Raw genomic sequence first — 13,845 nt, 5'->3', positions numbered from 1 at the left:
AATCCTGAAATGGCTAACTGGAATGACGAGATAACCACCCGCCGCCCCGCGCCGTCAATTCCCCTTCCCCGCCGCGCTGCGGCATGGTGGGAGGGGAAAGCGACTAGGTGACCCGGTCGCGGTACAGACCCCGAAGAAAGCCCCGGAACAGGTTCCGGCACGGTCCCGGGGGGCAGCGGCCCGGCTGCCTGCATCAGGTGATGCGCTCGATGCTGGCGCGAATCTCGGCAGGTTCAAACACCCGTTTCCAGTCGTCGCGCATCAGGACCGGCTTGCCGAATTCGATGGCCTTGTTCGCGGCATCCGAAAACACCCCGTCCACCTCCTTGAAGATCACGGCGGCAAGGATGTTCATATGGCCCAGCAGGAAATCCCGCGCGGCCTCCTCCGGCACGCCACGGGCGACGACCTCATCCATCGCCTCGCGCATCACCACCAGAAGCGAGGCGACCACGGTTTCCGACAGGCCCGGCTCCAGCAGCGCCATGCCTTCCAGCGTCACGCGGTGGGATCTTGCGACCGGCGCATAGATCGCCTTGGCGACCTTTTCACCAAGCGCGTAATCCGTTTCGGGTCCCTGCATGAGCGCGTTCACAACACCCTGTTTCGCGGCAATGCCGCCAAAATGGTCGCGCTTCGCCGCCATGTCCGTTTCATCATTGAAGATCGGCGGATGGCAGGGATGGGTCACGAAATAGGTGATGTCTGCGCGTTCAGGCAGATGGCCCGCATAGGGGGCGGCTGCATCCAGACAGACCAGCATCGTGCCGGGGCGCAGCTTGTCGATGATCGCGGTCGCGACCTTGCCGATATGGGTATCGGGTACGGCCAGAACGACGACCTGCGCCTCGGCCAGCGCCGCATCGGCCGTGACACATTCCGTGCCGAAGGCGGCTTTCACCCGGGCTTGCCCCTCGGCTGAGATTTCCACGCGCAGCGTTTCGAATTCGTCCGATTTGGCAAGATTGGCGCCAAGGCGCATACCCATCTTGCCCCCGGCCCCGAAGAGGGCGAGCTTGATCATCCGGTTCTCCTCCCTTCCGGCGATGCTTGCGATCGCCGGGTTTGACAACTGGTATGATGAGGTAATAATTGCACCTGTCTGTCAAGAGGCTTCCCGGCGGGATTATCGAAGCGCGGAAGGGGGGGGGGCGGGCGAATGGGGGGACGGATGTCGGAGACCGAGGCGCGGCTGCCCGAGGGTCTGCTGATCGGCTGGTATGGCGATGATTTCACCGGCGCTGCGGCGGTGATGGAGGTGCTGACCTTTGCCGGGCTGCCCTCTGTCCTGTTCCTTGCCCCGCCTTCGGCGGAACAACTGGCCCGTTTTCCGGGCCTGCGCGGGGTGGGCATTGCCTCAACCGCTCGATCGCAGGGACCGGGCTGGATGCGGGACGAACTGCCCGGTGCCTTTGCGGCGCTTCGCGGCCTTGATCCGCAGATCCTGCATTACAAAACCTGTTCAACCTTGGATTCCGCGCCTGAAACCGGGTCCATTGGCTGCGCCATCGAGATCGGTGCGGATCTGTGCGCTGCATTCCGCGTGCCGGTGCTGGTCGCCGCCCCGCAGATGCGGCGCTATCAATGCTTTGGTCATCTTTTCGCGGGGATGGAGGGTGGCGTGTTCCGGCTGGACCGGCATCCGGTCATGGCGCGCCATCCGGTGACGCCGATGACCGAATCAGACGTCGCCCGGCATATCGCGCTGCAATCGGACCGGATCGACGCCGGCTGCATCAGTTTGGAGGACCTTGCCAGCGCCGATCTGCGCAGCCCTGCCGCGGTGCCGGGCCGGATTGGCATCGTGACGCTGGATGCGGTGGATGCGGTCAGCGAGGCACAGGCCGGGCGGTTGATCTGGCAGGCGCGCGGGGATTGCCCCTTTGTCGCCGGATCACAGGGCGTCGAATATGCCCTGATCCGCCATTGGCAGGATGAGGGCCTGATCGCCCCGCAGCAATCCGCCCCCGGCATCGGCCGCGCAAAGGCAACGATTGTGGTCTCGGGTTCGGTCTCGCCGGTGACGGCGGCACAGATCCGCTGGGCGGCCGAGAACGGCTTTGCAGCACTGGAATTCGACGCCAGCACGGCCTGTCGCGGTGAGGCCGCATTGGAGGCCGAGGCTGCGCGGCTGGAGGCGCTGGCGCGGCTGGCCCTTGCGGCGGGGCGTGATCCGCTGATCCATACCGCCGCCGGGCCGGACGATCCGGCGGTGGCACGGTTCCGCCGTGCCTGCGCGGCCACGGGCACCGATCCACAGGCCGCCAATCAGCGGATTGGTGAAACTCTTGGCCGCCTGCTGGCCCGGTTGCTGGCGCGGTCCGGTCCGCCGGCACGGGCCGTGGTTTCGGGCGGGGATACTTCCGGTCATGCGGTGCGGCAGTTGGGCATCTTTGCGCTGTCCGCCCTTGCCCCCACAATCCCGGGTGCGGCAATTTTCCGTGCGCATGGCACAGGGCCTGCCGATGGGCTGGAACTGGCGCTGAAGGGCGGCCAGATGGGCAGCCGCGATTATTTCGGATGGGTACGCGACGGAGGAGGCAGCCGATGAACGACCGCAATACCGGTGCCACAGCGAAGACTGGGGCATCACAGGCCCGCGTCACCGCAACCTATGATATCGAATCGGCAAAGGGCGTCACCCATGCCGCCGCCGTTCTGGCTGGGGAACAGTCGACCGGCACTTTCCTGCGGCTGGCGGGTGAGACGGATGCGCTGCGCGACCGCTCTGCCGCGCGGATCGAGGCGGTGGAGGTGACGGGCCGTTCCGACCATCCTGCATTGCCCGTCCGTGAAGCCGGTGCCAGCTATGAACGCGGCCGCGTCACGATCAGTTGGCCGCTGGGCACCTTCGGCACTTCACTGCCGGTGCTGATGGCGACGATTGCCGGAAACCTGTTCGAACTGGCCGAGCTTTCGGCGGCGCGGCTGGTCGATCTGACGCTGCCCGCCGATTTCGCCCGCGCCCATCCCGGCCCCAAATTCGGTGCGGCGGGAACGCGGGCGGCGATGGGGGGGCATAACGGCCCGCTGATCGGCACGATCATCAAACCCAGCGTCGGCCTGTCCCCGGCCGAGACCGCTGAACTGGTGCGCAGCATGGCGGCGGCGGGGATCGACTTCATCAAGGATGACGAATTGCAGGCCGATGGCCCCGATTGCCCGCTGGCCGACCGGGTGGCGCAGGTCATGGCGGTGCTGAACGATCATGCCGAGCGCAGCGGCAAGCGCGTCCTTTACGCCTTCAACATCTCGGGTGAGATTGACGAGATGCGCCGCAATCTGGACCTGCTGGAGCGGCATGGCGCCGCTTGCGCGATGGTCTGTCTCAATGCCGTGGGCCTGCCGGGGCTGCGGGTTGTGCGCGACCATACCGCGATGCCGATCCATGGCCATCGCGCGGGCTGGGGGCTGTTTTCGCGCTCCCCCCAGGTCGGCATCGACTTTCCGGTGATGCAGAAGCTGTGGCGGCTGGCCGGGGCGGATCATCTGCATGTCAACGGGCTGGCCAGCAAGTTCACCGAGGCCGATCTGTCGGTCGCCCGGTCGGCCCGCGCGGTGCAGGCCCCGGCCTGTGACGGCGAGGCCCCTGCGATGACGGCGATGCCGGTCTTTTCCTCGGGGCAGACGGTCTGGCAACTGGGTCCGTCGCGGCAGGTGCTGGGCAATGACGATTTCATCTTCTGTGCCGGGGGCGGGCTGATCGGCCATCCAGACAGGGCGGGGGCGGGCGTGACCGCGATGCGGCAGGCGGCTGAGGCCGCGCGGGACGGCATCACGCTGGAGGAGAAGGCGAAGACGGCGCCCGAACTGGCCCGCGCCATGGCGCATTTTCCGAAACCGGAGATTGATGCGCGGGTGTTCGCAGGCTGACGGGTGCGCCCGTGAGCAGGGGGGCGGCGGCTGGTCGGGTCTGGTCCCGGATCAGACTGTGCGGCGCAGGCGGATCACCACATCGACGCGGGCCAGTTCAGTGCCTTGGGGCAGTTCCGGCAGACGGCTGATTTCCAGTTGATCCGCCGGGGCGTCGGTCAGTTCGGCGCTGTCTTCCCAGTAGAAATGCGGATGGTCATCCATGCGCGTGTCGAAATAGCTCTTGGAGCCATCGACCACGACTTCCTGCATCAGCCCCGCCTCGCAAAAGGCGCGCAGCGTGTTGTAGACGGTCGCAAGGCTGACCCCTTCGCCCGAACGGGTCGAGGCGGCATGCAGGCTTTCGGCGGTGACATGGCGGTTCTGGCCGTCGCCCACCAGAAGGCCAGCCAGCGCAAGGCGCTGACGCGTCGGGCGCAGCCCGCCCTTGGACAGCCATTCCGTGCCGCGAGTAATAGCCGATCCCGACATCCGATCCCCTTTCGTCATGTTCCATATAAGGCCTTCCGGCCGTTCTTTTCAACCCGATTGCCGGTTCCTGCCGGGGGCAGGCGGCGGGGTCGCCCTTGCCAGTCACAAAGACCCGGTGCTATGGAAAAGGAAATTCAGACCGGAAGGGACAGACTGGAATGGCGGCATATCCGACAAGCTTCGACCGCGAGGGCCTTTTGAAATGCGCGCGGGGGGAGTTGTTCGGACCCGGCAATGCCCAGCTTCCCGAACCGCCCATGCTGATGATGGATCGCATCACCGAGATTTCCGGTGATGGGGGCTTGCATGGCAAGGGGCATGTGGTGGCGGAATTCGACATCCATCCCGACCTGTGGTTCTTCGCCTGCCATTTCCCCGGCAACCCGATCATGCCCGGCTGTCTGGGCCTTGACGGCCTGTGGCAACTGACCGGATTCAACCTTGGCTGGCGCGGCTGGCAGGGGCGCGGCTATGCGCTGGGCGTGGGCGAGGTGAAGCTGACGGGCATGGTGCGCCCCGACCGCAAGATGCTGACCTACAAGGTGGATTTCACCAAGGCCCTGCAAACCCGCCGTCTGACCATGGGGGTTGCCGATGGCATCGTCGAGGCCGATGGCGAGGTGATCTATCAGGTCAAGGACATGAAGGTCGCGCTGAGCGAGGCATAAGGGCGCGGACAGGGGGCTGTCCATCGCAAGGCAGGCCCCCACCCTTGCACCGGACGGGGGTCAAGGGTCAGCCATAGCTTTTGATGGCGGCGACGCGGCTGGCCTTGGTATTGGTGAATTCAAAAAAATGGCTGAAATGGCGCCTGTCGCCGTTCTTCAGAACCGTTACGCCACAAGCCGCCCCGGTCCTGCCATGGGAAATTGCGTGTTCGACGCATAGGGATGCGGGCGCATCACGCCTTGAGAGTTCTTCAAGAACTTCATCTCGTCCGCTGACCGGTTGCGCCGAGGGCCGGTGCCAGGTCACATCGTCGCGCAGGTCATCGGGCGTCATCTGCCCGGTTTCCATTGCAATGGCGAGGGTCTGGACAAAGCGGTTTTTCGGTGAGTTTCCGCAATCCTGGCCCAGGTTGATTTCGGTCATTCTCACCTCCGGTGGCAATGGTTCCTGCAGTTCCCTTGCAATCCGCGTCCGGCCCGTTCGGCGGTTTACCGCGCCTCCGGCCCTCAGGCCTGAAGATCGCGGATCATGGCGGCGCGGGCTTCTTCGACATTCTCGCTGGCGCTGCCTTCGGGCCCGATCAGGATTGTCAGCAGACGTTGCAGATCGGGCAGGGCCGCCGGGCCGACCAGCGCCCTGACGCGGCGTGTCAGGCGCCGCGCGGCATCGGCGCGCATCGTCGCTTGGTCCGACAGCCATTTGGCCAGCACCACCATTTCGGCCGCCTCTTTCACGTCGATATCGAACAGGCTTTGCGCCTGACGGATCATCGTATCCGAGATGTCCTTGTCCCAGCCCCGTTCGATCTGCACGATCGAGGCTGCAATGCCCAGGGCCGCGACACGGGCATCCTCGACACAGTCCAGCGGATGGGTCTTGACGCGGCGGCGATAGGCAAAGCGTTTCGCCGCCAGCCGCACGTCATTGGCCGCATCGACAAGGGTTTCCGAGGCCTCGCGCGCGGCCTGCATCCGGTAATACCAGAAGGCGATACCGCCGAGAACTGTCAGAACCAGACCGATGATATGCATTCAATAACCCTTTACACCAATTGAGCCGATCAAATGGATCAGGGCACGCCCCGCCCCCAAGGACAGACAAAGCCCGAAGCCGGGTGGTGATCAAGCAGATTTTACCCTGTGCCGTGCGGGCCGTTGCCGGGATGCACCGGCCCGCGGTTCTGCGTGGCGGTGAAAAAGGCGGCAAAGGGCGCGCGCAGCCAGCCGCTTGCCCCTTCCCCCCCGCTGGCCTAAACAGGCGGTAAGCCAAGACCAATGGAGGCACCATGCGCCGCGTCGTCATCACCGGGATCGGGGTCATCTCCCCCATCGGCAATTCCGCCGCCGAGGTCGAGGCCTCGCTGCGTCAGGGCAAATCGGGCATCGTCTTTGCGCCCGAATATGCCGAACACGGGTTCCGCAGCCAGATCCACGGCATGCCGCAGATCGTGCTGGAGGATCATATCGACAAGCGCGACCTGCGCTTCATGGGGCCGGGGGCGGCCTATAACTTCCTGTCCATGCAACAGGCGATTGCCGATAGCGGACTGGAACCGGGTGATGTGTCGAATGAACGCACGGGCATCATCGTCGGATCGGGCGGGCCCTCGACCTCGAACTTCTTTCAGGCGCATAACATCGTGATCGAAAAGGGCGCGCCCAAGCGCATGGGCCCCTTCATGGTGACGCGCTGCATGTCCTCGACCAATTCGGCCTGTCTGGCGACGCCCTTCAAGATCAAGGGCGTGAACTATTCCATCACCTCGGCCTGTTCGACCTCGGCGCATTGCATCGGCAATGGCACCGAACTGATCCAGATGGGCAAGCAGGATATCGTCTTCGCCGGCGGCGGCGAGGAACTGGACTGGACGCTGTCCTGTCTGTTCGATGCGATGGGGGCGATGTCGTCGAAATACAATGACGCACCGGAAACCGCCTCCCGCGCCTTCGACGCCACGCGCGACGGTTTCGTGATCGGCGGCGGTGGCGGGGTCGTCGTGCTGGAAGAACTGGAACACGCGCTTGCGCGCGGCGCGAAGATCTATGCCGAGGTGACGGGCTATGGTGCCACATCCGACGGGCATGACATGGTGGCCCCGTCGGGTGAGGGCGGTGAGCGGTCGATGCGGCTGGCGCTTGGCACCCTGCCGGAAGGGCGCAAGATCACCTATATCAACGCGCATGGCACCTCGACGCCTGCCGGTGACGTGACCGAAGTGAAGGCCGTGCGTCGGGTGTTCGGTGAGGATGCCGTGCCGCCGATTTCCTCGACCAAATCGCTGACCGGGCACAGCCTTGGCGCGACCGGGGTTCATGAGGCGATTTACAGCCTGCTGATGATGCAGGGCGGCTTCATCGCGGCCTCGGCCAATGTGACCGAACTGGACCCCGAATTGCGGCCCCATGAGATCGCGACAGACTATCGCGAGGTGGAGCATGACAGCATCCTGTCCAACAGTTTCGGCTTTGGCGGCACCAATGCCACGCTCGTGATGAGCACCTTTAAGGGGTAAGACGATGGCCGATCTGATGAAGGGCAAACGCGGGCTTGTCATGGGCGTCGCGAATGAACGCTCGATTGCCTGGGGCATTGCCAAGGCCCTGGCGCAGGAGGGGGCAGAGCTTGCCTTTTCCTATCAGGGTGAGGCGTTCGGCAAACGGGTGGAACCGCTGGCGGCCTCGGTCGGGTCGGATTTTCTGGTCGATGTGGACGTGTCGGACGATGCCAGCCTTGATGCCTGTTTCGCGTCGCTGAAGGATCGCTGGGGCCGGATGGATTTTCTGATCCATGCCATCGCCTTTTCCGACAAGGCCGAACTCACGGGGCGGTTCAGCAACACGAGCCGCCGGAATTTCGCCAATTCGCTGGATATTTCCTGCTTTTCCTTCATTGATGTCAGCCGCCGCGCGTCAGAGCTGATGCCTGCAGGCGGCAGCCTTGTGACGCTGACCTTTCAGGGGTCGAACCGCGTGACGCCGAATTACAATGTGATGGGGGTGGCCAAGGCCGCGCTGGAAAGTGCGACGCGCTATCTGGCCGCCGATCTGGGCCAGCAGGCGATCCGCGTCAACGCCATCTCGCCCGGTCCGATGAAGACGCTGGCGGGGGCTGCCATCGGGGGGGCGCGGGCGACCTATCGCCATACCGAGGCGAATGCGCCGCTTGGCAGCAATGCCACGCTGGAATCGGTGGGGGGGGCTGCGGTTTTCCTGTGTTCCGATTACGGGATGCACACGACCGGCGAAGTGCTTCGCGTCGATGGCGGTTTCCATGTTCTGGGCATGCCGAAGGCCGAGAATATCTGATCGGGAAGGGCGGAGCCTTCGCTGCGCCGCTCTTGCCGGAAAATCAATCTTGCCGGAAAATCAATCTTGCCGGAAAATCGAGGTGTCGCGGGGCCGACCGGATGGAGCGGCGCTGCGGACCGCTCAGCCCGCCCGGCGGATTGTATCGCCCGGCTGCAGCTTGGGCGTCAGTTCCACCTGTTCACCCCCGATGACGCGGCCCCCTGCCATTCCGGGACGCTTGCCCGCAATGATCTCGGCCGCGATGCGACCGATTTCGGCCCGGCAGGCATCCATGGTTGCCAGTTGCCGGGGCAGCCCGTCCAGCAGTTCCACACCGTTGAACCCGGCAAGCCCCAGTTGCCCGGGCACGTCAATGCCCTTGTCGAGACAGTAAAGCAGACCGCCAGCCCCGATCATATCATTGGAATAATACAGAAAATCCAGATCAGGTGAGCGCGCCAGAATGGTTTCCGTCATCTCGCGGCCTTTCAGCAGGGCCGAGCCGCCGGAATAGAATTCCTGATCGGCCAGCACAATTCCGGCCCTGGCAAGGCCCTCTTGCAGCCCCTCCATCCGTTTGCGGGCGCGGTGGTCATAGGGCATCATCGTGCCCAGAAACCCGATGCGCCGATAGCCCGCCGCAAGGATCGCCTCGGCCATTTTCAGACCCGCGCGACGATGCGAAATGCCCACGACCGAATCCACGGGCTGGCCGTCCACATCCATGATTTCGACAATCGGGATCCCGGCATTGGACAACATGGCCCGCGCGGCATCGCTGTGTTCCAGCCCGGCAAGGATCACGCCCGAGGGCCGCCAGGACAGCATTTCATACAGCACCGCCTCTTCGCGGTCGGGCTGGTAATGGGTGACGCCGACAACGGGTTGCAGGCCGGTATCTTCCAGCATCGCCGAAATGCCGGTCATCACCTCGGGATAGACCATGTTCGACAGCGAGGGGATGATGACCGCGACCAGATTGACCCGCTGGCTGGCCAGGGCACCCGCGATCTTGTTGGGCACATAGCCCAGGTTTCGCGCGGCATTCAGCACCTTTTCGCGCGTCGCCTCGGACACATCGCCCCGGTTGCGCAGCACACGGCTGACCGTCATTTCGCTGACGCCTGATGCTTCGGACACATCGCGCAGCGTCAGCGGACGACGCAGATCGGAACCACGCAGGGCATCAGGGGATCGGGTCACGGGGCGGGCCTCGCGGAACTGGAACGACGTTCTGTCTGTTAGCGCCAAAAGCCGGGCTTGTCCAAGCCTCGTTCCACATCTATGTTACCGCTAACAAATTCTGGCCGGTTCAAAGGGATCATTCCCTGTGATCAGGCGGATCGCATCCCGGCAACGGACGCCCCGGCGTCCGGGATCAGGACGCGGCAAAAGGGGGGATGGTGGGCCAATCGCATCCCCCCTCTCGCTTTTTTGCCCATCGCGGGCGCACCCGGCTTGCACAAGCGCCGATTTGCCAGCATGAAAGAGGCGGATGGCCCCGTGGCTCAACTGGATAGAGCAGCCCCCTCCTAAGGGGCAGGTTGCAGGTTCAAATCCTGCCGGGGTCACCAGAAAACCCAATAAAATATGGCGTTTTGTCAGGGGCTTGTGAAAGCGGCTGCGGAAACGCCCAGTTGATTCCCGGGGAAATCTGGGGCGGCAGACAGGATTTCTGTACAAAACCTGTACAAGTTGAGGCCGGTTTAGGCCCTCGCGGGGCCCGTCAATGAGTTGGCGCGTCGCGAACGAATGCGCCGAACGCCGCTTCGGCAGTGCCGCGCGCAAACAGATCATCATGTTCCTCGCCGACAAGGCGAGCGATGACGGCTCGGGCATCTGGTGCTCCAAGGGCACGATCCAACGCCACACCGAGCTGGGCGAAAGCACAGTCAAGCGGACGATCAGCGATTTCCTGAAAGAGGGTATCCTGATCGAGACCGGGCGCCGCCCCTGCAAGAATGGTTTCACAGTCATCTACCGGATCGTGCTGGCGCGCGTGATGGCGCTGGAATCGATGACCGAACCCGATGAGGGGACGGGGTCCACAGTGGACCCCGTCCAGACTGAACCCGGTACGGGGGCCACCGTGGACGGCGTACGGGGTCCAGGGTGGACCCCAAACCACCCTGAAACCATCCATAAACCACCTACGCGCAAGCGCGCGGAGGCGGCGGCGGTGGAGGATGAAAGGTTCGAGAAGATCTTGGGCGCCTACCCGAAGGACCGCCAGCGCGGCAAGGCGGCGTGTCTGGTCCGGATCGAGGAGGCCGTGAAGGAGGGCGTTGATCCCGACGACCTGCTGCGCGCTGTGCAGGCCTATGCGACCGAGAGCGAGGGTTTCACGAGGTCGAAGGTCTGTTTCGCGGATAACTGGTTTGCCGACCGGCGGTGGCAGCGCTTCCTCGATGCGTTGGCCGAGAAACGGCAGGCGCAGACCGCCCTCACAGCCGACCACCACGTCCGGCTGGCCGCTTGGGTCCGCGACCGCAGCCCGATGTGCAAACACATCACCGCCCCGCAGGTAACGGCGCTGGTGACGGCGGGGTTGGTGACCGATGGCCAGCTGCGCGCGGCGGGGCTGGCGGCATGAGAGGCGCGTTCTTTGCAGGGCGCATCGCGCACCGCGTCCTGTGCATTGCGCTTTCTGGACCGTGCATCGCGCCCCGTGTCTTCTGCACCGCGCCCACCGCATTGCGTCCTTTGCGCCGCGTTCAGTGCTTTTCGCTTGGCGCATCGCGTCTTCCGCGCAGTGCCCGCTGCATCCCGCCTCACCTCGCAAAATCACTGAAATTGAATCCAAGCCTCTGATCCGCCTCCGCTGACGCTGGGAGGCGGGAGGCTTGGATGAAGTTGGCAAGAAATAGGAACGTAAACTTCACATGCGCCAACATCGCAAACTGACCATCGACGAACGCCGCCAGATCATCGAAGCCCGCGCCGAAGGCACGTCCGTCAAGGCACTTGCCCGCCAATTCGGGGTCTCGCGCCGGACGGTCTACAACACGTTGAACAAGGCCCAAGGCGCGCACCCGGCGCTCACCCGAACGATCAGCCTACGCGTCAGTAGACGCGAACTGGCGGGCTTCAAGGACGGGATGGTGAAGCGGGGCATCACGGACTACCCAGCCGCGCTGCGTAGTCTGATGGGTGCTGCGGATGTCCTGCTGCGTCCGGCCGATCAGAGCGTGATCGACCAGATTCAAGACTGGGGCGCAGAGATTAAGACACACGGCACCGCAATCAACCAAGTGGCCCGCAAACTGAACGAGGCCAAGCTGCGCGGCCGCCCCATCCCTTTCACCGTCGAAGACATGACCACTATCCGCACCTTCGCGGGGTTCTTTGTCGATTTCGTCGAAGACTTCCGCACCCTCTGGGAGGCAAAACAAGCTGCGATGACGCGAGAGGTCGACAAGGCGCTAGCAGGTTTGGCAACCAAGGGGCCGGATCCCTAAAGCAGTTCCTTGACCTGTGCCGCCCGCTGCATCGCGTCATCTGCTATCGGGTCACTGACGCTTTGGGGCACCTGAGCGCCGACTGCCACCATCGCGCACTCCAGCGCCGGACCCAGCCGATCGGTCATGTCCTGCAGCAACTCCAATGCGCGGCCTTTGGGAAGACCTGCAGCGCGCCCTTCGGACTCGAAGTGACGGGGCACGATCTCGTCGACGCCGTAATGGCCATCGACCGACATGGCGAGCCGGTAACGCTTGCGCTGCAAGCGCCCGGCGCGAACGACTGGAGCGACGCTCAGGATGTCATACAGGGGTGCCAGGCTGAAGCGGCCCTGCCGTCCCAGACGCAGACTAAAATTCTTAGCGTGGCCATCCGACGCGCCGATCAGGAAGTAGAAAATCTGCGCTTGGAAGAAGGTCTCCCGATCCTCAATCGGTGTATCAGATTCCCGCAAAAGCTCCATGATCTGCGCGATGCCGGGGCCGCCCACCTTTTGGTACTTCATAGCTGAGGGGTAACCCAACGACTGGCAAATATCCTCCTGTGGCAAACGTTTTAGCGTCTCACCCTGCCAAACCCGATCGAACCGTTCGACTGACAGTACTACTTGCCCGGGAAGGACGATCTTCTCGACATGCGCGGCGGGCAACCCGATTTCCCGTGCAAGGGTCATGCAGAACAGTTCGTTTTCGACACTGTCGCTTAAGTCGATCTGGTCCGGGCCGGGCAGGATGCCCATGGGTGTCTTAAAGATATGGCTGGTGGGCGTGATGCCGCGCGGCTTTGCCCACTGACCATTCACATGCAGATAGGCAGTCTTTTCCTGCGCGCCTGCGATGGAAATCCTGAAATCCTCATCGTCACTTTGTGCGAGGGGGGCAGCCGCGAGATTTTTTAGATCGGCGACCATCTCTTCTTCCGAGATGATCCGATACTGCATGTCCTGCTCGGCAGGGGCTTCATCCATCGGCAGAAATTGAAGCGCACCGACGCAATCGCGCCCCAACACCGACAGAAGCGAGAATACATCCTTGCCCTGCGCACCAACGCGCGCGGCGATCTTTTCGCGCAGTTCACCCTCCGCGTCGGGCAGAAGGTTGTCGAAGGCCGCGACCACGGGATGGCCTTGCCACCTGGCCTTCAACAGCGGCAAGGCGCTGGCCACAGGAAAGGCTGTCTCGGACACGAGCCATGCAGGATCATAGGTGAAGCTGATCGCTCCATCGGTCGCACGCGCCAGCGTGCCTACTCTGGATCTCTCGTACCAGACTGCGGTCTTGTTCTGGCGTGTACCGCGAGCAGCGCGGGCACTACGCGCCATCTCAGGTCATGTCCCGGTCGACCAGTCGATCGGTCGCTGACAGCTCTGCATCCAAAGCTTCCAGGAGGCGCAGATAGACATCGAGGCTGACCGACACCACGCCATTCTCGATGTCCGAGATGGTAGATTGTGCCGTTCCTGTCATCTGCCCCAATTGCTTCTGGCTGATCCTGCGCGAAGCACGCCTGGCGCGCAGGACGGACCCGGCTTGCCGAAGGCTTCTGATGGGATATGCAGGCGCGATTATCATGAGGCGCTAATAGTCCTTCGGCGATATTTTGTCAATATAGCCCGTGGACGATAAGCGTCCATCATAGCTCAAGGGCTATTGTCAGCGCTATGCAAGCGCAAGCCGCAACCATATCTGCTGCATTATCCATGGTGAACCCGGTGGGCTTCAACCTTGTCAAAGCATCCCCGTTTAGTGGTGCTTCCCGTAGCTCGCTGCACAAGTGCTAAGCCTTAGCATAAAGATGGCATAGCCTGTCCATCCTAGTCCGAGGTACTGAGACATTGACTTCATAAAGGGCGGGAAGAAGCCTGACGGCAGCGAGGCACGGTAGCTCCAGCGAAACCGAAAAGCAGTCACTCAAGCAGCACGCGGCGAGGTGGGCGCGAGCGCTGCTTCTCCTGTGGATTGAGCTACTCCCCGATCCTTGGACAGATTCCCGGCTGAGTTAAGCTACTGCCTGCACCTGCTGATCGGTTTCAATGTGATTGAAGTAGACCACGGCGGGCGGCTGTCCGCCATGGGCAGTGTGTGGG

Annotated in this window: 14 protein-coding genes and 1 tRNA gene; 8 read left to right on the top strand and 7 right to left on the bottom strand. The window is 63.4% G+C overall.

The window, feature by feature from the left end:
* Positions 1–193: 193 nt before the first annotated feature.
* Positions 194–1,024: a phosphogluconate dehydrogenase C-terminal domain-containing protein gene (locus JL811_RS15755; RefSeq protein ID WP_202689662.1), complete on the bottom strand. Its 831-nt coding sequence runs from the start codon at positions 1,022–1,024 to the stop codon at positions 194–196.
* A gap of 147 nt (positions 1,025–1,171) precedes the next feature.
* Here JL811_RS15755 and JL811_RS15750 point away from each other — a divergent pair, with 147 nt between their 5' ends.
* A complete protein-coding gene (locus JL811_RS15750) occupies positions 1,172–2,551 on the top strand; it encodes a four-carbon acid sugar kinase family protein (RefSeq protein ID WP_202689661.1) in 1,380 nt (459 codons plus the stop codon).
* The gene (locus JL811_RS15745; protein WP_202689660.1) at positions 2,548–3,873 is read left to right on the top strand and encodes a ribulose-bisphosphate carboxylase large subunit family protein; all 1,326 of its coding nucleotides are present in this window, start codon (positions 2,548–2,550) and stop codon (positions 3,871–3,873) included. The genes JL811_RS15750 and JL811_RS15745 overlap by 4 nt, the downstream gene beginning before the upstream one ends.
* 51 nt (positions 3,874–3,924) lie before the next feature.
* Here the strand turns inward: JL811_RS15745 and irr are convergent, their stop codons facing one another.
* Positions 3,925–4,344, bottom strand: a complete 420-nt coding sequence (gene irr / locus JL811_RS15740; protein WP_202689659.1) for a Fur family transcriptional regulator Irr — start codon at positions 4,342–4,344, stop codon at positions 3,925–3,927.
* A 158-nt stretch (positions 4,345–4,502) separates the two neighbouring features.
* On the opposite strand from irr, the gene fabA reads away from it, so the two are divergent.
* A complete protein-coding gene (gene fabA / locus JL811_RS15735; RefSeq protein ID WP_202689658.1) occupies positions 4,503–5,012 on the top strand; it encodes a bifunctional 3-hydroxydecanoyl-ACP dehydratase/trans-2-decenoyl-ACP isomerase in 510 nt (169 codons plus the stop codon).
* 67 nt (positions 5,013–5,079) lie between these two features.
* On the opposite strand, the gene JL811_RS15730 is transcribed toward fabA, so the two are convergent.
* Together JL811_RS15730 and JL811_RS15725 are read right to left on the bottom strand one after the other, a co-directional pair.
* Entirely contained in the window at positions 5,080–5,436 is a 357-nt protein-coding gene (locus JL811_RS15730) for a hypothetical protein (RefSeq protein ID WP_202689657.1), read from the bottom strand.
* An 83-nt stretch (positions 5,437–5,519) separates the two neighbouring features.
* Positions 5,520–6,044, bottom strand: coding sequence for a hypothetical protein (locus tag JL811_RS15725; protein ID WP_202689656.1), 525 nt, complete (start codon positions 6,042–6,044; stop codon positions 5,520–5,522).
* A 254-nt stretch (positions 6,045–6,298) separates the two neighbouring features.
* On the opposite strand from JL811_RS15725, the gene fabB reads away from it, so the two are divergent.
* Together fabB and JL811_RS15715 are read left to right on the top strand one after the other, a co-directional pair.
* Complete coding sequence (gene fabB / locus JL811_RS15720) at positions 6,299–7,525, top strand: beta-ketoacyl-ACP synthase I (protein WP_202689655.1); 1,227 nt, start codon at positions 6,299–6,301, stop codon at positions 7,523–7,525.
* Between the two features lie 4 nt (positions 7,526–7,529).
* Complete coding sequence (locus JL811_RS15715) at positions 7,530–8,318, top strand: enoyl-ACP reductase FabI (RefSeq protein ID WP_202689654.1); 789 nt, start codon at positions 7,530–7,532, stop codon at positions 8,316–8,318.
* 123 nt (positions 8,319–8,441) lie between these two features.
* Here the strand turns inward: JL811_RS15715 and JL811_RS15710 are convergent, their stop codons facing one another.
* A complete protein-coding gene (locus tag JL811_RS15710; protein WP_337924760.1) occupies positions 8,442–9,503 on the bottom strand; it encodes a LacI family DNA-binding transcriptional regulator in 1,062 nt (353 codons plus the stop codon).
* Between the two features lie 294 nt (positions 9,504–9,797).
* On the opposite strand from JL811_RS15710, the gene JL811_RS15705 reads away from it, so the two are divergent.
* The 3 genes from JL811_RS15705 (at position 9,798) to JL811_RS15695 (ending at position 11,758) form a co-directional block, all read left to right on the top strand.
* Positions 9,798–9,874, top strand: a tRNA-Arg gene (locus tag JL811_RS15705).
* A gap of 155 nt (positions 9,875–10,029) precedes the next feature.
* Positions 10,030–10,893 carry a hypothetical protein gene (locus tag JL811_RS15700; RefSeq protein ID WP_202689653.1) on the top strand — a complete coding sequence of 288 codons (864 nt, stop codon included), beginning with the start codon at positions 10,030–10,032 and terminating at the stop codon, positions 10,891–10,893.
* Between the two features lie 289 nt (positions 10,894–11,182).
* Positions 11,183–11,758, top strand: coding sequence for a helix-turn-helix domain-containing protein (locus tag JL811_RS15695; protein WP_202689652.1), 576 nt, complete (start codon positions 11,183–11,185; stop codon positions 11,756–11,758).
* On the opposite strand, the gene JL811_RS15690 is transcribed toward JL811_RS15695, so the two are convergent.
* Together JL811_RS15690 and JL811_RS15685 are read right to left on the bottom strand one after the other, a co-directional pair.
* Positions 11,755–13,080 (bottom strand): type II toxin-antitoxin system HipA family toxin, encoded by a 1,326-nt coding sequence (locus JL811_RS15690; protein ID WP_202689651.1) that lies wholly within the window; start codon positions 13,078–13,080, stop codon positions 11,755–11,757. The two genes, JL811_RS15695 and JL811_RS15690, sit on opposite strands and share 4 nt — an antisense overlap.
* Position 13,081: 1 nt before the next feature.
* Complete coding sequence (locus JL811_RS15685) at positions 13,082–13,330, bottom strand: helix-turn-helix domain-containing protein (RefSeq protein ID WP_202689650.1); 249 nt, start codon at positions 13,328–13,330, stop codon at positions 13,082–13,084.
* Positions 13,331–13,845: the final 515 nt, after the last annotated feature.

The organism is Szabonella alba, assembly GCF_016765775.1.
Lineage (GTDB): Bacteria > Pseudomonadota > Alphaproteobacteria > Rhodobacterales > Rhodobacteraceae > Szabonella > Szabonella alba.
Note: the sequence above shows the minus strand (reverse complement) of the source record. Positions and strands in the feature narration are given on the sequence as shown.

Coding starts and splice junctions, on each gene's coding strand:
- JL811_RS15695 (WP_202689652.1), top strand. CDS start 11,183: ATGCGCCAACATCGCAAACTGACCATCGACGAACGCCGCCAGATCATC.
- fabA (WP_202689658.1), top strand. CDS start 4,503: ATGGCGGCATATCCGACAAGCTTCGACCGCGAGGGCCTTTTGAAATGC.
- JL811_RS15725 (WP_202689656.1), bottom strand. CDS start 6,044: ATGCATATCATCGGTCTGGTTCTGACAGTTCTCGGCGGTATCGCCTTC.
- JL811_RS15715 (WP_202689654.1), top strand. CDS start 7,530: ATGGCCGATCTGATGAAGGGCAAACGCGGGCTTGTCATGGGCGTCGCG.
- JL811_RS15730 (WP_202689657.1), bottom strand. CDS start 5,436: ATGACCGAAATCAACCTGGGCCAGGATTGCGGAAACTCACCGAAAAAC.
- irr (WP_202689659.1), bottom strand. CDS start 4,344: ATGTCGGGATCGGCTATTACTCGCGGCACGGAATGGCTGTCCAAGGGC.
- JL811_RS15700 (WP_202689653.1), top strand. CDS start 10,030: ATGAGTTGGCGCGTCGCGAACGAATGCGCCGAACGCCGCTTCGGCAGT.
- fabB (WP_202689655.1), top strand. CDS start 6,299: ATGCGCCGCGTCGTCATCACCGGGATCGGGGTCATCTCCCCCATCGGC.
- JL811_RS15690 (WP_202689651.1), bottom strand. CDS start 13,080: ATGGCGCGTAGTGCCCGCGCTGCTCGCGGTACACGCCAGAACAAGACC.
- JL811_RS15685 (WP_202689650.1), bottom strand. CDS start 13,330: ATGATAATCGCGCCTGCATATCCCATCAGAAGCCTTCGGCAAGCCGGG.
- JL811_RS15745 (WP_202689660.1), top strand. CDS start 2,548: ATGAACGACCGCAATACCGGTGCCACAGCGAAGACTGGGGCATCACAG.
- JL811_RS15750 (WP_202689661.1), top strand. CDS start 1,172: ATGTCGGAGACCGAGGCGCGGCTGCCCGAGGGTCTGCTGATCGGCTGG.
- JL811_RS15755 (WP_202689662.1), bottom strand. CDS start 1,024: ATGATCAAGCTCGCCCTCTTCGGGGCCGGGGGCAAGATGGGTATGCGC.